Annotated in this window: 19 protein-coding genes; 3 read left to right on the top strand and 16 right to left on the bottom strand. The window is 66.1% G+C overall.

From position 1 onward, the window contains the following. The 5 genes from BME24068_RS07215 to BME24068_RS07195 all read right to left on the bottom strand — a co-directional run bounded on the left by BME24068_RS07215 (position 1) and on the right by BME24068_RS07195 (position 8,624). Positions 1 to 750 carry an electron transfer flavoprotein subunit beta/FixA family protein gene (locus BME24068_RS07215; protein WP_174925603.1) on the bottom strand — a complete coding sequence of 250 codons (750 nt, stop codon included), beginning with the start codon at positions 748 to 750 and terminating at the stop codon, positions 1 to 3. Positions 751 to 1,011: 261 nt separating this feature from the next. After that, complete coding sequence (uvrA, locus tag BME24068_RS07210) at positions 1,012 to 6,906, bottom strand: excinuclease ABC subunit UvrA (RefSeq protein WP_174925602.1); 5,895 nt, start codon at positions 6,904 to 6,906, stop codon at positions 1,012 to 1,014. Positions 6,907 to 7,088: 182 nt separating this feature from the next. After that, on the bottom strand, positions 7,089 to 7,451 hold the full coding sequence (locus BME24068_RS07205) for a type 2 periplasmic-binding domain-containing protein (RefSeq protein ID WP_174925601.1): 363 nt from the start codon (positions 7,449 to 7,451) through the stop codon (positions 7,089 to 7,091). A gap of 236 nt (positions 7,452 to 7,687) precedes the next feature. Then, the gene (locus tag BME24068_RS07200; protein WP_096508941.1) at positions 7,688 to 8,197 is read right to left on the bottom strand and encodes a DUF1269 domain-containing protein; all 510 of its coding nucleotides are present in this window, start codon (positions 8,195 to 8,197) and stop codon (positions 7,688 to 7,690) included. A gap of 211 nt (positions 8,198 to 8,408) precedes the next feature. Beyond that, on the bottom strand, positions 8,409 to 8,624 hold the full coding sequence (locus BME24068_RS07195) for a DUF3820 family protein (RefSeq protein WP_096508937.1): 216 nt from the start codon (positions 8,622 to 8,624) through the stop codon (positions 8,409 to 8,411). Between the two features lie 281 nt (positions 8,625 to 8,905). Here BME24068_RS07195 and BME24068_RS07190 point away from each other — a divergent pair, with 281 nt between their 5' ends. After that, positions 8,906 to 9,094 (top strand): hypothetical protein, encoded by a 189-nt coding sequence (locus tag BME24068_RS07190; RefSeq protein WP_174925600.1) that lies wholly within the window; start codon positions 8,906 to 8,908, stop codon positions 9,092 to 9,094. Between the two features lie 268 nt (positions 9,095 to 9,362). On the opposite strand, the gene yjfF is transcribed toward BME24068_RS07190, so the two are convergent. The 10 genes from yjfF to BME24068_RS07140 all read right to left on the bottom strand — a co-directional run bounded on the left by yjfF (position 9,363) and on the right by BME24068_RS07140 (position 19,080). Continuing rightward, complete coding sequence (gene yjfF / locus BME24068_RS07185; protein WP_174925599.1) at positions 9,363 to 10,499, bottom strand: galactofuranose ABC transporter, permease protein YjfF; 1,137 nt, start codon at positions 10,497 to 10,499, stop codon at positions 9,363 to 9,365. Beyond that, positions 10,496 to 11,536 carry an ABC transporter permease gene (locus BME24068_RS07180; RefSeq protein ID WP_174925598.1) on the bottom strand — a complete coding sequence of 347 codons (1,041 nt, stop codon included), beginning with the start codon at positions 11,534 to 11,536 and terminating at the stop codon, positions 10,496 to 10,498. Before BME24068_RS07180 ends, yjfF begins: the two co-directional genes overlap by 4 nt. Further along, a complete protein-coding gene (locus tag BME24068_RS07175; RefSeq protein ID WP_174925597.1) occupies positions 11,533 to 13,047 on the bottom strand; it encodes a sugar ABC transporter ATP-binding protein in 1,515 nt (504 codons plus the stop codon). Before BME24068_RS07175 ends, BME24068_RS07180 begins: the two co-directional genes overlap by 4 nt. Positions 13,048 to 13,116: 69 nt before the next feature. Further along, entirely contained in the window at positions 13,117 to 14,070 is a 954-nt protein-coding gene (locus BME24068_RS07170; protein WP_174925596.1) for an ABC transporter substrate-binding protein, read from the bottom strand. A 243-nt stretch (positions 14,071 to 14,313) separates the two neighbouring features. Then, positions 14,314 to 15,378 carry a serine hydrolase domain-containing protein gene (locus tag BME24068_RS07165; RefSeq protein ID WP_174925595.1) on the bottom strand — a complete coding sequence of 355 codons (1,065 nt, stop codon included), beginning with the start codon at positions 15,376 to 15,378 and terminating at the stop codon, positions 14,314 to 14,316. A 630-nt stretch (positions 15,379 to 16,008) separates the two neighbouring features. Continuing rightward, on the bottom strand, positions 16,009 to 16,365 hold the full coding sequence (locus BME24068_RS07160; protein ID WP_096508930.1) for a lysozyme inhibitor LprI family protein: 357 nt from the start codon (positions 16,363 to 16,365) through the stop codon (positions 16,009 to 16,011). 128 nt (positions 16,366 to 16,493) lie between these two features. Next, complete coding sequence (locus BME24068_RS07155) at positions 16,494 to 16,718, bottom strand: hypothetical protein (protein WP_096508929.1); 225 nt, start codon at positions 16,716 to 16,718, stop codon at positions 16,494 to 16,496. Positions 16,719 to 16,992: 274 nt separating this feature from the next. Further along, positions 16,993 to 17,196: a cold-shock protein gene (locus tag BME24068_RS07150; RefSeq protein ID WP_096508928.1), complete on the bottom strand. Its 204-nt coding sequence runs from the start codon at positions 17,194 to 17,196 to the stop codon at positions 16,993 to 16,995. A 561-nt stretch (positions 17,197 to 17,757) separates the two neighbouring features. Next, on the bottom strand, positions 17,758 to 18,129 hold the full coding sequence (locus tag BME24068_RS07145; protein WP_174925594.1) for a DoxX family protein: 372 nt from the start codon (positions 18,127 to 18,129) through the stop codon (positions 17,758 to 17,760). 78 nt (positions 18,130 to 18,207) lie between these two features. Next, positions 18,208 to 19,080, bottom strand: a complete 873-nt coding sequence (locus tag BME24068_RS07140) for an NmrA family NAD(P)-binding protein (protein ID WP_174925593.1) — start codon at positions 19,078 to 19,080, stop codon at positions 18,208 to 18,210. 423 nt (positions 19,081 to 19,503) lie between these two features. Between BME24068_RS07140 and BME24068_RS07135 the strand changes: the two genes are divergently transcribed. Together BME24068_RS07135 and BME24068_RS07130 are read left to right on the top strand one after the other, a co-directional pair. Continuing rightward, on the top strand, positions 19,504 to 19,797 hold the full coding sequence (locus tag BME24068_RS07135) for a winged helix-turn-helix transcriptional regulator (protein ID WP_239007697.1): 294 nt from the start codon (positions 19,504 to 19,506) through the stop codon (positions 19,795 to 19,797). A 419-nt stretch (positions 19,798 to 20,216) separates the two neighbouring features. Further along, complete coding sequence (locus BME24068_RS07130) at positions 20,217 to 20,921, top strand: hypothetical protein (RefSeq protein ID WP_174925592.1); 705 nt, start codon at positions 20,217 to 20,219, stop codon at positions 20,919 to 20,921. Positions 20,922 to 21,197: 276 nt separating this feature from the next. Here the strand turns inward: BME24068_RS07130 and BME24068_RS07125 are convergent, their stop codons facing one another. After that, positions 21,198 to 22,196 carry an SDR family NAD(P)-dependent oxidoreductase gene (locus tag BME24068_RS07125; RefSeq protein WP_174925591.1) on the bottom strand — a complete coding sequence of 333 codons (999 nt, stop codon included), beginning with the start codon at positions 22,194 to 22,196 and terminating at the stop codon, positions 21,198 to 21,200. Positions 22,197 to 22,335 lie beyond the last annotated feature (139 nt).

The raw sequence follows: 22,335 nt of genomic DNA, 5'->3' as shown, positions 1-22,335 counted from the left end.
TTACAGCACCTTGGCTTCGGTCTTCAGCTTCTCGACCAGCGTCTTCACGTCCGGCACCTTCACGCCGGCCGCCCGCTTCGGCGGCTCGACCACCTTCAGCGTCTTCAGACGCGGCGTCACATCCACGCCGAGGTCTTCCGGCTTCACGTTTTCCAGCGGCTTCTTCTTCGCCTTCATGATGTTCGGCAACGTCACGTAGCGCGGCTCGTTCAGGCGCAGGTCGGTGGTCACGACCGCGGGCAGTTGAAGCGACAGCGTTTCCGCACCACCGTCGACTTCGCGTGCAACAGTCGCCTTACCGTCGGCGACCGTCACCTTCGACGCGAACGTCGCTTGCGGCAGGCCAGCCAGCGCGGCCAGCATCTGGCCCGTCTGGTTCGAATCGTCGTCGATCGCCTGCTTGCCGAGGATCACCAGTTGCGGCTGTTCCTTGTCGACCAGCGCCTTCAGGATCTTCGCGACGGCCAGCGGCTCGACGCTGTCGTTCGACTCGACCAGGATCGCGCGATCCGCGCCGATCGCCAGCGCCGTGCGCAGCGTTTCCTGCGCTTGCCCGACACCGACCGACACCGCGATCACTTCCGTCGCCACGCCCGCTTCCTTCAGGCGCACGGCTTCTTCCACCGCGATCTCGTCGAACGGATTCATCGACATCTTCACATTCGCGATGTCCACGCCCGTGTTGTCCGACTTCACGCGGACCTTCACGTTGTAATCGACCACTCTCTTTACTGCGACCACGATCTTCACGCGCTGCTCCTCCGTAGGGTCGTTGGCATCTTCCGATATCGCGAGCCATTACACGCGCAATCCGGTGCGGCGACAACTATCGATTGACTCTGCCGGTCATAGCCCAAACCTATTGGGCGGCCCGTTTTCGGACGCCGGATGCGACACGGCCCGGATGATCCGGGCCGTGTCGTCAATCAGCGCTGCGCTGCCAGCGCGGATGTGAAAACGGCCCCGGTGTCTCGCTCGACACCGGGGCCGCTTCATCGGGAAGCGCCGCGCTCAACCGACCCGCGCTTCTCCCTGCCGCCCGGCTTCGCCGTCTTCCGTCGCCGTTCGCGCCAGCACGGGCTCGAGCGCCTGCCCGGTATGGCTCGCCCGCACCTGCACGAGCCCTTCGGGCGGCGCCGCCGCGACGATCGTCCCGCCGCCCACGCCGCCTTCCGGGCCGAGATCGATGATCCAGTCGGCTTCCGCGATCACGTCGAGATCGTGCTCGATCACGACGACGCTATGCCCGCCATCCACGAGCCGGTGCAGCACGCGAATCAGCTTCGCGACGTCCGCCATGTGCAGGCCGACCGTCGGTTCGTCGAGCACGTACAGCGTGTGCGGCGCCTTCTGGCCGCGCCGCGTGATGTCGTCGCGCACCTTCGTGAGCTCGGTGACGAGCTTGATCCGCTGCGCCTCGCCGCCGGACAGCGTCGGCGACGGCTGGCCGAGCGTCAGGTAGCCGAGGCCGACGTCCTTCATCAGCTGCAGCGGATGCGCAATGTTCGAAATCGGCGCGAAGAACGCCACCGCTTCGTCGATCTCCATCGTCAGCACGTCGCCGATGTTCCGGCCGCGCCACGTGACCGCAAGCGTCTCCGGGTTGAAGCGCTGCCCGTGGCACACGTCGCACGGCACCTTCACGTCGGGCAGGAAGCTCATCCCGATCGTGCGCACGCCCTGCCCTTCGCAGGCCGGGCAACGCCCGTCGCCGGTGTTGAACGAGAAACGCGACGCCGTGTAGCCGCGCGCACGCGCCTCCAGCGTATCGGCGAACAGCTTGCGGATCGTGTCCCACACGCCGATGTAGGTCGCCGGGCACGAACGCGGCGTCTTGCCGATCGGCGTCTGGTCGACTTCGAGCACGCGATCGATCCGCTCCCAGCCGCTGAGCGACGCGCAGCCCTGCCACGCATGCGTGACGTTCAGCGACGGCCGCGGCGCACTGCGCGCGAGCACGCTCGAACGGCGGTTGGCGGCCGGCGCGTCCTGCTGCGCGGCCTTGCGCGCGCGCCGCGTGGCCGGCGACGACAGCACCGAACGGCCGACCGCGTCGAGCAGGTTCGTCATCAGCACGTCGCGCGCGAGCGTCGACTTGCCCGAGCCGCTGACGCCCGTCACCGCGACGAGCCGCGCGAGCGGAATGCCGACGGTGACGTCGCGCAGGTTGTGCAGCGTCGCGCCGTGGACGGTCAGCCACGCCTCCGGCACCGCCGGCGCGCCCTTCCTGCCCGCCACGCTCACCGCGCGGCGCGGCTGCAGCGGATGCGTCATCGGATGGGCGAGCAGACGCCCCGTCACCGAATCCGGCCGTGCGGCCAGATCGGCGACCGCGCCTTCGGCGACCAGCGTGCCGCCGCGCTTGCCGGCGCCCGGGCCGACGTCGATGATGTGATCGGCGCGGCGAATCGTGTCCTCGTCATGCTCGACGACGACGAGCGTGTTGCCCTTGTCGCCCAGCTTGCGCAGCGCGTCGAGCAGGATCTGGTTGTCGCGCGGATGCAGGCCGATCGTCGGCTCGTCGAGCACGTAGCAGACGCCCTGCAGGTTGCTGCCGAGCTGCGCGGCGAGCCGGATGCGCTGCGCTTCGCCGCCCGACAGGCTCGGCGCCGCGCGGTCGAGGCTCAGGTAGCCCAGGCCGACTTCCTCCAGGAACGCGAGGCGGCTGCCGATCTCGCTGACGATGTCGCGCGCGATCTGCGCGTCGCGCCCGGTCAGTTCGAGCGCATCGATCCAGCGGCGCGTATCGGACACCGTCCACTGCGCGACCTCGACGATCGGATGCGCGTCGAACGTGACCGCGCGCGCGGACGGGTTCAGCCGCGTGCCGTGGCAATCCGGGCACGGCTCGTTGCCGACGCCTTCCGGTTCCTGCTCGTCCGACGGCAAAGTCTGCTCGCGGCCGCGATCGTCCCCGGCGAGCACCGTGTCGTCGTATGCGGCGCGCTGCTCGCGCGTGAGCGTGACGCCCGTGCCGACGCAGGTCGTGCACCAGCCGTGCTTGCTGTTGTACGAGAACATCCGCGGATCGAGTTCCGGGTAGCTCGTGCCGCAAACCGGGCACGCACGCTTGACCGACAGCACCTTGATCTCGCCGACGCGTGCGGTCGACCGATCGTTCTGCATCGCGTGATGCAGCCCGTCGAGCGGCGCGAGCAGGTGCATCACGCCCTTGCCGAGTTCGAGCGTCTCGTCCAGCAGACGCCGCAATTCGGCTTCGTTGTCCGGCGACACGACGAGGTCGGCGACCGGCAACTCGATCGTGTGCTCGCGGAAGCGGTCGAGCTTCGGCCACGGATCGACCGGCACGAACTCGCCGTCGACACGCAGATGCGTGCTGCCGCGCGCCTTCGCCCACTTCGCGAGGTCGGTATAGACGCCCTTGCGGTTGACGACGAGCGGCGCGAGAAAGCCGACGTGTTCGTCGCGATGGTCGCGCAGCAGCTGCGCCGCGATCGATTCGACGGTTTGCGACGTGACCGGCGTGCCATCGTGGATGCAATGCTGCAGGCCGAGCTTCACATATAGCAGCCGCAGGAAGTGCCAGACCTCCGAGGTCGTCGCGACCGTGCTCTTGCGGCCGCCGCGCGACAACCGCTGCTCGATCGCGACCGTCGGCGGAATGCCGTACACCGCATCGACTTCCGGCCGTCCGGCCGGCTGCACGATCGAGCGCGCATACGCGTTCAGCGATTCGAGATAGCGGCGCTGGCCTTCGTGGAACAGGATGTCGAACGCGAGCGTCGACTTGCCGGAACCCGACACGCCGGTAATCACGTTGAACTTGCCGTGCGGGATGTCGACGTCGAGCGCCTTCAGGTTGTGCTCGCGCGCGTTGACGATCCGCACGACGTCCTCGCCTTCGATCGCGCGCCGCTCGCGGGCGGCGTTCAGCACGGTCTGCAGCGGCACGCCTTCGTCGGCGAACGCCGTTTCGGCGTCCATCGCGCGGTCGTACTGCAGCAGCGCCACGCCGGTATGCGATTCGGCGCACGCCTTCACGTCGTCGGGCGTGCCGGCGCACAGCACGAGGCCACCGCCGTCGCCGCCTTCCGGGCCGAGATCGATCAGCCAGTCGGCCGCGCGGATCACGTCGAGGTTGTGTTCGATCACGATCAGCGAATGGCCGGCCGCGAGCAGCTTGCCGAACGCCTGCATCAGCTTCGCGATGTCGTCGAAGTGCAAGCCGGTGGTCGGCTCGTCGAACATGAACAGCTTCGCGCGCGCGATGCGCGCTTCTTCGCTGGCGACCCGGCGCCCGCCGGCCGCCGCCGCCGATTCGGCGAGGAAGCCGGCCAGCTTCAGCCGCTGCGCCTCGCCGCCCGACAGCGTCGGCACCGGCTGGCCCAGTTTCACGTATTCGAGTCCGACGTCGACGATCGGCTGCAGCACGCGCAGCACTTCGGCGTCGGCCGCGAAGAACGCGGCCGCTTCGCTGACGGTCAGGTCGAGCACGTCGGCGATGCTCAGTGCGCGGTCGCCGCGCTCGATGCGCACTTCCAGAATCTCGGCGCGGTAACGGCTGCCGTCGCAATCGGGGCAGCGCAGATAGACGTCGCTCAGGAACTGCATCTCGATGTGCTCGAAGCCCGAGCCGCCACAGGTCGGGCAGCGGCCGTCGCCCGAGTTGAAGCTGAACGTGCCGGGGCCGTAGCCGCGCTGCAGCGCGAGCGGCGCCTTCGCGAACAGCTTGCGGATTTCGTCGAACGCGCCGACATAGCTGGCCGGGTTCGAGCGCGTGGTCTTGCCGATCGGCGATTGATCGACGAACACGACGTCGCCGACCTGATCGGCGCCGGTAAGGTTGCGGAACGCGCCCGGCGACTCGGTCGCCTTGCCGTGATGGCGCGCCATCGCCGGATACAGCACGTCCTGCAGCAGCGTCGACTTGCCGGAACCGGACACGCCCGTCACGCACACGAGCCGCTGCAAAGGAATCTCGACCGTCACGTCGCGCAGGTTGTGCTCGGTCGCGCCTGCCAGCACGATGCACGGCGTGTTCGCATCGACCGGGCGGCGTGCCCAGTTCGACGCATGCGCGACGTGCTTGCGGCCGCCGAGATACTCGCCCGTCAGCGTGTGCGCGGAACGGATGTCGCCCGGCGTGCCGTCGTAGACGATCGTGCCGCCGCGCTCGCCGGGGCCGGGCCCCATGTCGATCAGCCGGTCGGCCGCGAGCATCACCGACGGATCGTGTTCGACGACGACCAGCGTGTTGCCCGCGTCGCGCAGCCGCTGCATCGCCTCGACGATCCGCGTGAGGTCGCGCGGATGCAGCCCGATGCTCGGCTCGTCGAGCACGAACAGCGTTTTGGTGAGCGACGTGCCGAGCGCCGTGGTCAGGTTGATCCGCTGCACCTCGCCGCCCGACAGCGTACGGCTCTGGCGGTCGAGCGTCAGATAGCCGAGCCCCACGTCGCATAGATACTTCAGGCGTGTGCGCACTTCGGCCAGCAGCAGCTTCAGCGCATCGTCGAGCAGCGCGCTCGGCAGGCTCACTTCGTCGAAGAAACGTCGAATGCGCTCGATCGGCAGCAGCATCAGGTCGTGCACCGTCAGGCCCGGCAGCGCTTCGAGCTGCGCGCGCGTCCAGTCGACGCCGCGCGGCATGAAGCGATTGGCGGGCGCGAGCACCGCGTCGGCGTTCGCCTTCGAGCCGAGCCGCCACTGCAGCGATTCGGTCTTCAGGCGCGCGCCGCCGCAGACGTCGCACGGCGTGTAGCTGCGGTACTTCGACAGCAGCACGCGGATATGCATCTTGTACGCTTTCGATTCGAGATAGCCGAAGAAGCGCTTCACGCCGTACCACTGGCTCTGCCACTTGCCGTTCCAGTCCGGCGAGCCGTTGACCACCCAGTCGCGCTCGGCGTCCGTCAGATCGAACCACGGCGTGTCGCGCGGAATGCCGGCTTTCGCCGCGTAGCGCATCAGGTCGTCCTGGCATTCCTTCCACGCGGGCGTCTGCATCGGCTTGATCGCGCCGCCGCGCAGCGTCTTGCGCGCGTCCGGGATCACGAGGCCGAGATCGACGCCGATCACGCGGCCGAAGCCGCGGCAGGTTTCGCACGCGCCGTATGCCGAGTTGAACGAGAACAGCGCCGCCTGCGGCTCCGCGTAGCGCAGGTCGCTGTCGGGATCGTGCAGCCCGGTGGAGAAACGCCAGATCTGCGGCTCGGCGAGCGCGTTTTCCGCTTCGGGCGCGAGCACGTAGACGTTCACGCGGCCGCCGCCGCGCTTCAGCGACGCCTCGATCGCCTCGACCACGCGCACCTTGTCGGCCGGCTGCACGCGGAAGCGGTCGGCCACCACGTCGAGCACCTTGCGCGGGCCCGTGGGCGACGCCACTTCGCGCTGCGCCTGCACGCGCGTGTAGCCGCTCGCGGACAGCCACTGCGCGACTTCGTCCTCGGACGCGCTGTCCGGCAGCTCGACCGGGAACGTGACGACGACGCGCGGATCGTCGGCGCGCGTGCGCTCGACGAGTTCCGCGTAGATCGTCTCGGGCGTGTCGTGCCGCACCTGCCGCGCGGTCTTGCGGTCGAACAGCTCGGCCGCGCGCGCGTACAGCAGCTTCAGGTGGTCGTTGAGCTCGGTCATCGTGCCGACCGTCGAGCGCGAACTGCGGACCGGGTTGGTCTGGTCGATCGCGATCGCCGGCGGCACGCCGTCGACGCGCTCGACCTGCGGGCGGTCCATCCGGTCGAGGAACTGCCGCGCATACGCGCTGAACGTCTCGACGTAGCGCCGCTGCCCTTCCGCGTACAGCGTGTCGAACACGAGGCTCGACTTGCCGGAGCCCGACGGGCCGGTAACGACCGTCATTTCGCCGGTGCGCAGGTCGAGATCGAGGTTCTTGAGGTTGTGCTGACGTGCTCCGCGAATGCGGATCAGATTGCTGGATGACAATTTGCCTGCCCGTCTGAATGAGTTAGCCAGAGTTCACGGTGCCGGAATGCCGCGGTGGATGCCCGCAGGCGCGGCGCACGTGCCGCACGGGTCATGCCGGTGCGGCTCGGAGTTCGACGGATACTATACTGTATATTCATACAGTTTTCCATGAAGGCCCCGGCGGCCCCGTGGACACGCGCTCACGGGAGGTCGGGCAAGCGGCTGCTCGGCTGATCCGCGACCGTCCCGGCCGCAATCGAAGGCGACCGGCCGCGCAGTTGCCCGGGCACCACCCGGAGAGCGTCGAGGCCCTGCACGCTGACCGGCCTCGCGCAGATTCGGTCGTCCACCCGCGGCACCGCGCTCAGCGGCAGGAACGTGACCGCGTCCTCCCGCACGATGAAGCCGCGCAGGAATTCGAGCGACCCCGACTCCACCGCGATCTCCGGCTCGAGCTGCCGTCGGTACGGCGCTTCGTCCAGCAGCGTCCGGATCGCCAGCGACGAATGGGGCAATGCAACCGGATACTTGCAGCAGTCCCGCAGTGCGTGACGTCGCGACATTCAGCCGCGCGGGAAAAGCCTTGATATTGGGCGAGCGCGAGGCAATCCTCGATCCACTCGATTTCCCTGTTGGCCTTGGAGGGTCGCGGGTGGATCGGCCTGCGCATCACCCCGATCATGGCGACGCGCAGGCCGACGGACGCTCACATCGCATGGGCTCGATCCGTCGGATCGCATTGACGTTCGGCAAGTCGCGCCGATGCGCGCAGATGTTCGCGCAGCGCGGCTTTCGCGAATCAAGGGAAGATCGGTGTCGTGGGCTCGCCGCCCTCCAGATCCGCCCGGGGAAAATGCTGGCCGACCATCTCCTCGATTTCCTGCTCTCGCAGCGCCGGCACGTCGGCCATGATCAGGATCTGGCCGTCCCGGATGGCGTCACGAAATCGCGTAAGTCGTCCATTCGGCTCGGCAATGCCGATCATCGCGGCCGTCCAGGCTCCGAAGCCCGCACCCGCCATCGTCAATGCGACGACGGCGCCGCCCGCGATCACGAGCTCCGCGGGGGGAAATACCAGCGCGACGAGGCCGATCAGCGCACCGGTCGCGCCGCCGAGTGCGACACCGCGCTCGAGCGCATGGACGACGTCGCTGCTTTGCAGCAAAGACGCTTCGGGCAACTGATCGAGCGTGACGCTGTGATCGGCGAGAACGTGGATATGGCGCCAGATGATACGTGCACGCAGCAGGTCGTCGACGATCGCCTTCGCCATCTGCGTATCGGGTACGAGGAAATAAAGTCGTCTCATGTTGCCCCCTCTTTTGCCATCGGCTCATCCGCAACAGGGCCTTTTCCATTTTAGGCGAGCATCGGCCATGCGGCACCCGCACGCGTACGCGCCGAGCGCCGCGATGCGCATGGATTGCGTCGAAGGTTCGAGCCCGCCTCGGGGGTCGGCCGCCACGCGCGACAGGCGCGCTTGAAGCGGGGCGCGCTGCGTCACGGGCGGCGGCCTGGCGCTATCGGCGTTCGCGCAGCGGCTCCAGCAAGTCCCTCAGGCCGTTATGGTCGATCTCGTGCATCAGCGCGAGCTGCCGGCCGAGTTCGCCGCGCGGGAACCCTTCGCGGGCGAGCCAGTTGAGGTAAGGTCCGGGCAGGTCGGCGATGAGTCGACCCTTGTATTTCCCGAAGGGCATGGTGACGGTGACAAGGCATTCAAGGTCTGGGGCTCGCATGCGGGTATTGTGCACGGCTTTCCGCGCCGGCGCGCTCGTCGCGCCACACCGGACGACGGTCGCGACACCAGCCCTTTGCGAAAGGCCCGATCGGAAAGCCGATCCCGGTTGGCGGCGCGAGGCGTACCCGCGGCCGGATCGTGCGTGAAGACTTCCGACGAGCATCGGAACGACGCGCGGCCAAGCCTCCGACGGTATCTCGCCGAAACGACCCGGCAAACCGCCGCCCGCCTTTTTGCCTGCTAGACTGGAATTCCCCCTTGCAAACGATGGAGGGAATCATGATGTCCATCTACGTCGTGAAAACCGGCGAGCAATTCCTCTGCACCGCCGAGGACGGCGATATCGGCATGGCACCGGCAGTTGAAGATGCCGCCTCCTTCGGTTCGTATGACGAAGCGGAAAAAGCGGCTTGCACGTATGCCGACCCCGGATACGAAATCGTGGCCGTCTGCATGATCAGGCACTGAGCATCGCTTCGCTGCGCCGGACGAACACGGGCCCGCGTGCCGGACGCAAGTCGCCGTGCGGCGTCGTCATCCATGCGGCGGCACCGCACACCACACACCATCGAGCGACGGCACCCGGCTGCGGCAGGTGCCGCGCGACCGGTTCATCGCGCGGCGGATCGTCGGCACGATGCAAGGCGGGCGGGCCGTGCTTGCCGGCGAAGGGCGTCTCGCCGATATCGACGAATGACCCCAGCCGGCAAACGCACGATGTCGCGCCCTGCCGCGTTCATGCAGGCGATGCGGGCGCGTCTCGACGTGCCGGACGCCGGGGACGCAACCGCCTGCGCATCGTCGACCCCAGCGCCGCATCGTCTCCCGGCGCGGCCGTCCCGGCCGGCCCGGCCTCTTGCGTCCGCCGTTTCGGATCGAACCCCGTGCCGCCCGTGCGCCGCCGCGCCGCATGCCGCTCGATGATCCTTTGCAGCAGGCAGAACACGCACAGCAGCGCGCCGATCACGATCCGCGTCCACCACGAACTCAGCGTGCCGTCGAACGTGATCAGCACCTGGATCGTGCCGAGGATGCCGACCCCGAACACCGACCCGATCACGTACCCCACGCCGCCCGTGAGCAGCGTGCCGCCGATCACGGTCGCGGCGATCGCGTCGAGCTCCATCCCCTGCGCCTGCAACCCGTAGCCGGACAGCACGTACAGCGTGAACACCACGCCGCCGAGCGCCGAACAGAAGCCGCTCAGCGCATACACGCCGACCTTCGTGCGCGCGACCGGCAGCCCCATCAGCAGCGCCGAGCGTTCGTTGCCGCCGATCGCATACACGTTGCGGCCGAAGCGCGTGAAATGCGCGACGTAGAGCGCGGCGGCGAGCGTCGCGAGCGCGATCAGCGCGCCGGCGCTCAGCATCCCGCCGCCGACCGGCACGCTGACGGCCGCGAGCGCATGAAACGTCGGCGCGTCGATCGTGATCGACTGCGTCGTGATCAGGAAGCACGCGCCGCGCGCGAGAAACATCCCGGCCAGCGTGACGATGAACGGCTGCAGCCGGAAATAGTGAATCAGCGCGCCCATCGCGGCGCCGTACAGCGCACCGAACGCGAGCACGAGCGGCACGATCGCCCACACGGGCCAGTGCAGCCGTTCGGCACCGACCGCGCAGAAGATCGTTGTCAACGCAACGACCGAGCCGACCGACAGGTCGATGCCGCCCGACACGATCACGAAGGTCATCCCGATCGCGACGATCAGCAGGAATGCGTTGTCGACCAGCAGCCCGGTGAGCACCTGCATCGAGAAGAAACCCGTGTACATCACGGATCCGAAGCCGAACAGCGCGATGAACAGCACGATCGTGACGACGATCGGCAGCGTGCGCGGGTCGGCGAGCCGTGCGAGGAATCGGTTCATCGCGGCGTCGCTCCGGTGGTGGCGCGCGAGCGCGCGGAAGGCAGCAGCCGCGACGCGTGGCGAACCGCGAGTGCGCGCGCCGCATCCGACTGGATCAGCGTCACGACGATCACGACGACGGCCTTCACGACGAGCGTCGCCTCCGGCGGCACGCCGATCGAATAGGTCGTGTAGGTCAGCGTCTGGATGATCAGCGCGCCGAGCACGGAGCCGGCGAGGCTGAAACGGCCGCCGAGCAGCGACGTGCCGCCGAGCGTCACCGCGAGGATCGCGTCGAGCTCGAGCAGCAGCCCCGCGTTGTTGCCGTCGGCGCTGCGCACGTTCGAGCTGGCGATGATCCCCGCGAGCGCCGACATCGCGCCTGAACACAGATACACGCCGAACACGACGGCGCCCGCGCGCAGCCCCACGAGCCGCGTCGCGACCGGATTCACGCCGATCGCGCGGATGAACAGGCCGAGCGCCGTGCGGTTCACGAGCAGCGCGGTCGCCGCGATCGTCGCGATCGCGATCCACACCGAGCACGGCACGGCCGCGAGATAGCCGCCGCCGAGCGCGAGGTAGCCGGGCGCGCCGATCGGAATGATCTGCCCGCCCGTGAGCAGTTGCGCGACACCGCGTCCGGCGACCATCAGGATCAGTGTCGCGATGATCGGCTGCATCCCGACGAACGCGACGAGCACGCCATTCCACGCGCCCGCGAGCACCCCGACGCCGAGTGCGGCGGCCAGCGCCGCGCCGAGCCGCGTCGGATCGCCGTCGAGCACGATCGCCGCCGCAGCGCCCGCGATCGCGACGATGGCGCCGACCGAGATGTCGATCCCGCGCGTCGCGATCACGAGCGTCATCCCGAGCGACACGATCACGAGCGGCGCCGCGCGGTTCAGGATGTCGATCGGCGCGCCGAACAGGTGGCCGTCGAGCAGCGTGATCGACAGGAAGCCCGGCCGATACGCGATGTCGAGCGCGAACAGCAGCACCAGGGTCAGCACCGGCCACACGAGCGGATGACGAAGCAACATGCGAAGCCGCATCATGACCGGCCTCCCGCAATCAGTTGATAGACCTGTTCCTCGGACGCGTCGCCGCCGCGCAGTTCGGCGACCTTGCGGCGGTCGCGCAGCACCGCGATCCGGTGGCTCACGCGCACGACTTCGCTGATTTCCGACGAGATGAACAGGATCGCGAGGCCCTGCGCGCACAGCGCGAGCACGCGCTCCATGATGTCGAACTTCGCGGCGACGTCGATTCCGCGCGTCGGCTCGTCGAGGATCAGCAGCTTCGGTTCCGTCGCGAGCCAGCGCGCGAGCAGCACCTTCTGCTGGTTGCCGCCCGACAGCAGCCCGATCGGCTGCTCCGCGTCGCGCGCCTTGATGCCGAGCCGCGCGATATACGTGTCGGCCAGCTCGCGCTGCCGCGCGCGGCCGATCAGGCGCCACCAGCCGCGCCGCGCCTGCAGCGCGAGGACGATGTTCTCGCGGATCGACAGCGCGGCGACGATGCCCTCCTTCTTGCGATCCTCCGGACAATACGCGATGCCGTTGCGCACCGCGTCGTGCGGCGACGCGAGCCGCTTGCGCGCGCCGTCGATCTCGATCGCGCCGGTATCCGTGCGCTCGGCGGCAAACGCGAGCCGCGCGGTTTCGGTGCGCCCCGAGCCGAGCAACCCGGCCAGTCCGACGATTTCGCCGGGCCGCACGTCGAGATCGAGCGGGCTCATCATGCCGCGCCGGCCGACCTGCTGCATCGACAGGAACGGCGCGGCCGCGCCCGCGTCAATCGATACCGCCGCCGCACCCGCCTGCAGCGTGCCCGACATCGGTTCGCGCCCGGTCATCTTCGCGACCAGCAGGTCGACCGGCAGGTCGCGCGCCAGATATTCGCCTTCGCGCTCGCCGTTGCGCATCACGGTGATCCGGTCCGACACCGCATAGGTCTGTTCGAGAAAGTGCGTGACGAACAGGATCGCGATGCCCGACGCCTTCAGCCGGCGCAGCACGTCGAAGAGCCGCGCGACCTCGCCGTCGTCGAGGCTCGACGTCGGCTCGTCGAGAATCAGCACGCGCGCGTCGACCGACACGGCCCGCGCGATCGCGACCATCTGCTGTACCGCGATCGGATACGCGTCGAGCGAGCGCGTGACGTCGAGCGACAGGTCCAGTTCGGCGAGCGCGTCGCGCGCACGCGCGTGGATCGTCTTCCAGTCGATCGCGCCGCGCCGCATCGGCTGCCGGCCCGCGAAGATGTTCTCGGCGACCGACAGGTTCGCGCACAGGTTCACTTCCTGGTACAGCGTCTGGATCCCGGCGGCCTCGGCCTCGCGCGGCGCGGCGAAACGCACCGGCGCGCCGCCGACGCGAATCTCGCCCGCGTCGTGCGCATGCACGCCGGTGAGCACGTTGATCAGCGTCGATTTGCCCGCGCCGTTCTGGCCCATCAGCGCGTGGATCTCGCCCGGAAACAGCCGGAAGCTCACGCGCTGCAGCGCGCTGACACCCGGAAACGCCTTGTCGATGCCGATCATCTCGACCACCGGCGGATTCGTCATGGATGCGCCCTCGATGCGAAACGGTTGCCGGACGGCGGCAGCCGCGCCGCCGTCCGCGGTCAGCGAGACTCAGTACTTGCGGGTCGGCAGCACCTGCGCCGCGACGTTCATCGGGAACACGGTCTCGTTCGTCACGATGCGTTTCGGCAACGGCTTGCCGGCGACCACGTCCTTCACGGCCGTCATCAGTTGCGGGCCGAGCAGCGGGCTGCATTCGACGTCGACGTTGATCTTGCCCGCGACCATCGCCTGGAAGCCGCCCTTGGTCGCGTCGAACGACACGACGCTCACGTCCTTGCCGGGCTTGATGCCGGCCTCTTCCATCGCCTGGATCGCGCCGAGCGCCATGTCGTCGTTGTGCGCGTAGACGACGTTGATCTGCTTGCCGTAGGTCTTCGCGAACGCTTCCATCACCTGCTTGCCGCCCGCGAGCGTGAAGTCGCCGCTTTGCGATGCGATCACCTTGAACTTGGGATTGCTCTTGATCACCTCGAGCAGGCCCGCGCGGCGATCGTTGGCCGGCGCCGAGCCGACCGTGCCCTGCAGCTCGACGATGTTGATCGGGCCCGGATCGTTCTTGTAGCGCTCTTCCATCCAGTGGCCCGCGCGCCGCCCTTCCTCGAGGAAGTCCGAGCCGATCATCGTCACGTACAGCGACGGATCCTTCACGTCGACGCCGCGATCGGTCAGGATCACCGGGATATGCGCGGCCTTCGCTTCGGTTAGCACCGGCTCCCAGCCCGATTCGACGACCGGCGAGAACGCAATCACGTCGACCTTCTGCGCGATGAACGAGCGGATCGCGCGAATCTGGTTCTCCTGCTTTTGCTGCGCATCCGAGAATTTCAGGTTGATGCCGGCGTCCTTCGCGGCGCTCTTCACCGACACGGTGTTCGCGGTGCGCCACGCGCTTTCCGCGCCGACCTGCGAGAACCCGAGCGTGATCGGCTTTTGCTGCGCGTACGCGCTCATCGTCGCCGCGGCGACGATCGCGCCGGCCGCCAGCTTCCTGAAGAATGTCATGGTCCGTCTCCGATGATGTCGTTGTATGCCGCGGCGCCGTTGCGCGGTGTGCTGTGCTGCGCTGTTCTGTTTCTGCGTGGCGCGGATGCAGGTCGGGGCAGCGGCCGGCGCGTGCGGCCGGCCGGTATGTGCGCCCCGGATCAGTCTAGGTACAAGCCCGATAACCTTCCAATGAAATATTGGATTGAAGCGATATCGGTATCGGCATACGTATAAACACCTAAGCGGGCGGCGCGGGCCGGTCTAGCCGGCGTTGGCGGCGTTTCCTGTCGCGTTTCCGGAGGCTTTTCCCGTGGCTTTTCCGCCGGCCGCCTCGACCAGCATGACGAGCGTTTCCATCTTCGTTTGCCCCATCCGCCGCGACGTCAGCCGCGCGTCCACGAGACTCACGATCACCAGATCGAGCGACGGCACGACCACCGCGTACTGGCCGAGATGGCCGTCGGCCCAGAAGGCCCGCCGCGACAGCAGCGCGTCCCGGCCGCGCGCGCCGCTCGCCGAATCGCTCGTCCACCATAGATAGCCGTAGCCGCCGGTGCGCGTGTCGGAATACGGCCGCGTGGACTCGGCGACCCAGCCGGCCGGCACGATCTGCCGGTCGCGCCAGCGGCCGTCGTGCAGATACAGCAGCCCGAAGCGGGCGAGATCGCGCGCGCTCATCGCGAACGGATAGGCCGGGTAGCGCGTCGCGCTGCCGCCCGGCACGTAGTGCCCGTCCGACGGCGTGTAGTCCTGCATGCCGAGCGGAACCGCGAGCTCCGTCTGCAGCGCATCGAAGATGCGCGTGCCGGTGCTGCGTTCGTAGATCGCGCCGACCGTATTGAAATCCCAGTTGTTGTAGTACCAGAACGTGCCGGGCGCATGACTGCCGCGCGGCGGCCGCAATGCTTTCATCTGCACGGTCTCGTACGTCGCCGGGTGATACACGCCCGAGCGCGCCTCGAGCAGCATTCGCACGGTCGCCTGTTTCTCGGCGGGCGAAAGCACCGGCGCGGTGTCGTCGATGCCGAGTTGCGCGAGCGTGTCGTCGAGATGCATCTGGCCGCGCGCGGCCGCGATGCCGACCAGCGCGCTCAGGAAGCTCTTGCGCGCGGAATGAAGGTTCGTCTTGCGCGTGACGTCGCCCCACTGCGCGATCACCGTTCCGTCGTGGACGATCATGCCGGATGTCGAGCCCTGCTGTCGTGCATACGCGATCGCGCGATCGATTCCGTCCTGCGAGAAGCCGTGCGTGGCAGGCGCGGCCCGCGTCCATTCGGCGGCCGGAAACACCGGCGACGCGGCCTCTATCGCGGAGGGCGGCGGCACCGGCGGTTCCGACTGGCATCCGGCAACCAGCGGCACAACACCGGCAATCGCCAGCGCAAGCAGCGCGCGCCACCGGCGCGTTGCTTCGCGGCATCCTGAAACGCGCATCCCTGGCAGCATCGTCGGTCTCACCGGTCGTTTCGATGTTGCTTCAACGTGGCATCGCGACAGATCCGTCGCCAGTCCGTGAAATTTCACCGGATTACGTGACGCACCCCGACCGGCCGCGCATTGTCGCAACGCACGAAGAATGGATCTCCGCATATTACCGACAGCAGGCCGACAGCCCGATGTCGCGCGTGCGTGGCGCCTGTCGACCCATTCCGCGATGCGCGTCAATCCCGCCCGCTACGCACAGCTTGCGCCGAACAAGTCGATCGCCGAGCAAACCCGCTAGGACGCGCCGGTCACCGTGCAGCAGGACGAAGCGGAGATCCGGGCGGATCGCGCGGGGTGGCGCACACCCGGCGTCTGGCGCGGCGGCGACGCTGCTCGGTGATTCGAGAGATGGGTGGCCGGATTCGGCGCTCGATGTGGCGCAGCCGAAGCTGCATCGGGAAAACGCGCCGGGTGACGCGTGGCCCGGGCCATGTCATGACGGACACGCATGCGGTTCGTGCCCGTGCCCCGTTACTTCGCGAGCAGCGTCTTCAAATAGTCGACCCGCTGCCGGGTGATCGTGAGAAGACAGTCTCTCGTGATCAAGCCCGGGCCCTCGCCTTGAGCTTGCGACGCCTCGGCTGCGATGTAGCCATCGCACTGCTTGTCACGGTAGGTGAGCCACGCCTTCTGCGATTGCTCGAACGCGTCCTTGTATTGCGTGGACGCGTATATTTTTCGATAGATCGCGTTGAGCTGCTGCTTCGATTCGGCCAGAGAACGGTCGACACATGACAAATCGTCATAGACGTTTCCGTTGCCGACGCATGGGTCGGCCAGCGCGCTCAGGGGCAGCAGCAGCAATGCAAGGCTGATCGTCTTTTTCATGGCCTCTTCAGCAGACCGATGGTCTGCATGATTCTGGAAGGCTCCATGGTAAAGGAGCCGGGTCATGAGGTAGCAAGTACCCGTGTGCGATCAGGGTTCGCCGTTGCTGCCGACCCGAGACGTTGCCGTTAACCGCGCGTGTCGATCCAGTTGCGTGCCCAGCGGGCCGAGTGCTGCAGCGCCTGTTTTTCACTCGGGAAGTAATCGAGCGAATAGAACTGGTAGCGGCCTTCGGCGCACGAGCTGCCGCTGCGTTCGAGCAGCAGGTTGGATGAAAAACACCCGTCGGGCAAGCGATGCGCCGAGGGTTGGACGGCATAGCCGTTGTACTGTTGAATTCGTTTGTTCTGCATTTTAATTTTAATAATGATGTTCAGGCGCGCGCGTGCCGTGCGAAATATGCACCGATTCAAAGCCATTGCGAGCTGAATCTAAAGCAGTCGAAGCGCGCGAAAAAGGCGTTGCTGCCGGAGGGGGAGAGTGAAGTGCAACGAGGCATGTGGCGCGTGGCAGGCTGCTGAATCAACCGATGCAGCCAGCAATGATCGCGCCAACTTTAGGAGACAACGCTCCGTGAGGGTGTCGCTGCGACCCGGCGTCCGTCGCGGAAAGCCGGGCCCTTCAAACTTACAGCGGCTGGATGTTGGCCGCTTGCAGACCCTTCGGGCCTTGCTTCGTTTCGAAGCTCACTTTCTGGTTTTCAGCGAGCGTCTTGAAGCCTTCCGTCCGGATTTCGGAGAAATGCGCGAAAAGATCGTCACCGCCGTTGTCCGGAGTGATGAAGCCAAAGCCTTTGCTGTCGTTGAACCACTTGACGATACCGGTATCCATGAAGAATCCTTGAGAAAAAATATGAAGATTTGCTCTGTTGAAGAGCGCTTGAAGCGTCAAGGAGGGAGAGGACAACGAATACCGCTGGGGGAGCGAGACATTGATGAACAGCAATCGGACTTCTTGGACTTCGGCGCATACACTAACTGCCGGAAACGGCGGAGTCAATGGTTATCTTGTAACTGTGTCGCCAGGCAGTCCGGTTTGAAGGCGACGCGATGTGGCCCCCGGGTCGCTGCGCGGGGCGTTGCCGTGCCGTCGCGTCGGCCTGATACGCCGGACGTTAGGGAAGCTAAATTTTCTACGATTTCAACCCCGTTTGCCGCATGGCGGCGCGCGGCAGACAGCGGCCGGAATTAGTGGCCGCTACCGACTCTGAACGGCCAGTCGCGAGCACAAGACCTCGATGACCGCTTCCAAAGTGCTGCGAACGCCCGTTGACCCGCCAACCGCCAAGCTCGAGTCAATCAGTCGACCTTGTTCCAACCGGGATTTGAAATCGATAACTGGTTGGTAATGGCGCTTCCAGCATGCGTCCTAGCTCATGAGGGCGCGTAAGGTTCAGGCCCGAGCCAAAGAACCGCCAGCGAGCCGCTTGCGCCAAGCAATCCAGCCGACAACAATCGACAGTGTCGCCACGACAAGCGGCGCCACCGCATGTCCGTATTCGCCGTGGACTGTGACGGTCGCCAGCGCAGCCACCATCACGGTGCATCCGATCGCCGCGCCCCACAGCCGCGTCCGCGCTCGCGCCAGCAGAGCGGCGGTCATCAGTTCCAGCGAGCCTGTCACGAAATGGAACCAATGCGGATATCCCCACTTCAGGTACTCCTCAAAAATGGATCGCGGGGCGACGATGTTGCTGAGCGATCCCACGACGAAAAAAGCAGCAAGAACCAACGGTAATACCTGACGCCAGGCAATCTTGGACATGCGTTCTACCTTCTCTGATGAGGGCGTTGCCGAGGACCGCGTGGCCGCCTTGTTGGCCAGCCGACCGATCCTCGCTGTTCACGCCGTAATGGCCTTGTAGGCCGCGGCAAAGACATCGCGAGGCGACGTCGTGCCCGCGACCTGCTCCGTACCCGCTACGCCGAGATCCATCCAGCCCGCGTTGACGGCATCGAACATTGCTTCGGCCGGTCCGGTGTGGCCCTTCGGGATGCCGATTTGCTCGAACGCTGCCGGCCATCCGGCTCGGGGGATGGCAAGGGCCTTGACGTCGCGCTGCAAGACTTCGCCCAACTGGGCGGCGACTTCATCCGCGCTGATCATCGAGCCAAGCTCGACGACGCGATGCCCGGACCACGCCGGCCCGGTCAGCCGCATCGCCACCTCAGCGCCGATATCGTCGGTCGCGACCATGGTTGATCTCCGACTCGTCGGGTTGTAGTAGACGGGTAGCGTGCCGCCCTGGCCGACATGCAAGCCGTAAAGGAAGTTTTCAAAAAAACCGCCGGCGCGCACATAGGCAATTGGCAGCGTCAGGTGGCGCAGTCCTTGCTCCAGAAGCGACAGGGCCGTGATCATTCCCAGCCCGCTGTTTCTGTTCGCGCCCATCGACGACAGCACAACCACCCGCGGAGGCGCTACCCTCTTCAGCGCCTCGACATAGTTCGCGATCACGCGCTTTGCTTCCCTGAAATCAGGCGAGGGCGCCCAGACAGCCGGCAGCATGACAAATGCACCTTCGACCCCTTCGAGCGCCCTCTCTACGGCGGCCACATCATTCCAGTCGCCGTCGACCAGTTCCACACCTTGATCCGCCCAATTCGCCGCCTTCTCGCGATCGCGGACCAGCGCCCGTACCTTCTTCGCTTGCGCCAACAGATGTTGAGCCGTTGCGCCGCCTACGCGTCCCGTAATTCCCATTACCAAAAACATGTGTCTCCCCTGAGATGAGTGTCGCCCATAAACGCCGGCATTTCTGCGGCTGCGGCCAGATGCGGTGATGTTGGACTCCTCGGCTTCCTCCTGCGACGCCTCCACGCGCCAGCCCGGATGTCCGCCGGAGCCTGCTGCAGCAGGCCGGCGGGACCGGGTTTGACATCAGTACTCCTTGAGAAGTGGTCTTCGTTTGAGGGCAGGTCTATCATAGAGACCCGCGCCTCACTTCGGAAGGAGGCAGTCTTTTGTCACCAGGTGAGTTAAAGGGAACCCGAATGAGTACCGTCCAGAATGCGATCGAGAGATTCAGCCGATATCAACGTCAATTGGGCGACGCCCAACCCGCACACTGCGCAGTTCGCGACGTGCTCGACCGAATCGGCGACAAATGGAGCACGCTCATGATCATGGAGCACGCTCATGATCATGGAGCTCGCGACGCGATCGCAGCGCTTCAGCGAACTTCATCGAGCCATCCCGGACATTTCCAAGCGCATGCTTACCCAGACACTCCGCAATCTGGAGCGCGACGGGCTCATCACCCGCCATGTTTTCCCCACCAACCCGCCAAGCGTCGAATATCGTCTGGCCCCGCTTGGCCAATCCCTGCTGGAGCCGATGGCGGCCCTCATCGATTGGGCCGATCGCCGTTACCCCGACATCCATGCCGCGCGCCTCCGCTTTGACGGCGTATCCGGCGATGTCCCGCGCTAGATGCTCGGCCCAATACGAGGGCGGTGGAAAAAGCCCGAGGCGGCCGGTTCATGTCCTGCTTTGCAGAGGGAAGGACGTATCACGCGTGACGTGCTCGTCGCCTCCGCGGGAGGAAGCGCAACTTACCCATCAAAAAAGATCGCCGTGAAATGCGAATGCGCTCTTGGCCGGCTTGGGAGGCCGTAAGCCAGGCCGCATTCGGAACTGTTGAATTGTTACGCGACCGGAATCCCGGCTGCCGACGCGCTATCGGCGTCACGTCGGCCGGGTCATGTCCGTTGTCGACGGATGTGCGGGCGCCCAACCGTTCATGACCAGCGCTCGACGAAGGTTCTATGGTGACCGATTTTCGCCGACGTAGTCAGGCTGAATCATTACAATCGCCCGAATACCCCCTTCGACAGCGTCGAATCCGAAACATGCTGACTTCCTATTTCTGGAGCGGCGACGCCATCCGCAGTCGACGCGTAAGTGACATCGTGCTATCAGGCACGGTCGACGTGCCCGTTCCCTCCGCACGCGTGCTTGCGGACTGGGAAAGAGAAGCATCGTCGCGGCTCGTCCTGGAACCCGGGGACGTCGAGGCAATGCCTTTGGCGCGAACGCAAGCGCGCTGGCCGGACTATAAGCGCTGCGTGCAGGCAATGTCCGACTGGACGTGCGCCCTCGGACTGCCCGCCGTGCTCGCCTCCAGTGACGTAGCCCTCATGGCCTGTCGTGGCGCGAAGTACCACCATGACGGTGCGCAATATGGCGGTGCGGCCTTCTGCAATCTCTTCCTGAGCGAGGACCGGGGGCTGGACTTGCATTTTCCCTCTACGGGCCATCGCATTCCCCTGACCCGGGGGACAGCTGTGATATTCGATACCGGCCAGCCTCACGGCGTCATTCAGCGCCGCAGCAGCGGCTTTAATGCGGCCGACTTCGCGCCGGACCAGGATTGCATCCAGATATTCCTGACTTGGGAGCTTCCCATCGAAGACGCCCATGTCGGGCAAGCACTTGAGGTAGTCTTCGACGTCGCGCCTTCGACCTCGCTGCACCCGGATGAGGAGCAAGTCTGGTCGAACGGCGCGCCAGCCGCTGTGTGCCCGGAATCCGGTCGCTGGTACCGGGTTGACTGATTGTTCGGGTCACGCCTTGGCGTTGCCGTGGCACGCTGGACAGACTTCTGTTCGGCACGATAGACGCAAGCCGCGAGCGCCGTCGGGCCAACGTCGACGATTTCAGCCTGTGCAATCGAACGGATGACGCGGCAGCGCCCCGGCGCAAAGTACCGGACCATCTCTCAAAGTTCAGCGAAATGATCGCTACCGGCAGGCTGGCGCTTCAGGTACGCAACAGATTCCCGACCTTCAGCGCAAGCGACAGCCGTCCAACGGCGAGGTAACCCGATGACGTCATGCCGCCTGGATGCCGAGCAGCTTTTCGCTGAGCTGCCATAGCCCTTCGGCGTTCACGCGATCGACCGCGTAGGGAGCTACGCCGGTGAGCCGCATGGCATCAGACATGCCGGTTATTGTGGGCTGGGTGACCATCAATGGTGCCACGTCGACGTTTTCACAGTACACGCCGCCCCTGCCGTTGAGCTGCGGATTCGTCGCGCACCAGACCTGCGTGGCCGCGCCTTGCTCCACAGTCTTGAGCTGCCGCGCCGGATCAAGTATCGGCTTGCCTTGTCCATCGAGAACGCCTGCAGCGACCAACTGCTCGCGCGGAACGTATTTCCCAAGGCCCGTATCGACGATGGCGCCCGGATGTAGTGAAAACGCGCGGATGCCGTGGTTCTGCTCCCGTTCGTCGAGCGCGACAGCAAAAAGGATGTTGGCCGTTTTCGACTGTCCATATCCTGTCCACGGATCGTACGGGCGCTGATCGTAATGTGGGTCGTCGAGAAACACTGGCGAATAACGATGACCGAGCGACGAAACCGAGACGACGCGTGCGCCGTTCGCACGGCGCAGCGCGGGCAAGAGCCGCAGCGCAAGTTGAAAGTGGCCGAGGTGGTTCGTTGCAAACTGGGACTCGTATCCGCGCGCGTCCCGCGTCAATTCCGGCACGGCCATGATGGCGGCGCTGTCGACCAGTATGTGCAGCGCGCGCGTCGATTCGAGAAACGATGCCGCGAAGGCATCGATCGAGGACGGGTCGAGCAGGTTCATCGGAGCGACTTCCACATCGATGCCCGCCAGCGCCGCGTTAGCGCGCGTCACGTCCCGCGCGGGAACGATCACACGGGCGCCGGCACGACGCAGAACGCGCGCGGTCTCACGCCCCAGGCCCGAGTAGCCGCCAGTTACGATTGCGACCTTGCCGGCAAGGTCAATATTGGCGATTACCTCGTCAGCAGTGGTGGCGGCTCCGAAATTCGAACCGATCGGTTTTTGTGGCGTCAGCATGGCGTCCTCTCGAGTAAGCAACGTTGGATACAGTATGAGAACAACTTCCGGTACGATGAATATTGACATCCTCCGCCGCCTGAAGGCGGCGGATTCCTGCCGCGTCTGAGACGATGATGCTTATCTCAGAGCGCCTCGG

It is taken from the genome of Burkholderia anthina (assembly GCF_902498995.1).
Taxonomy (GTDB): Bacteria; Pseudomonadota; Gammaproteobacteria; order Burkholderiales; family Burkholderiaceae; genus Burkholderia; species Burkholderia anthina.
Note: the sequence above shows the minus strand (reverse complement) of the source record. Positions and strands in the feature narration are given on the sequence as shown.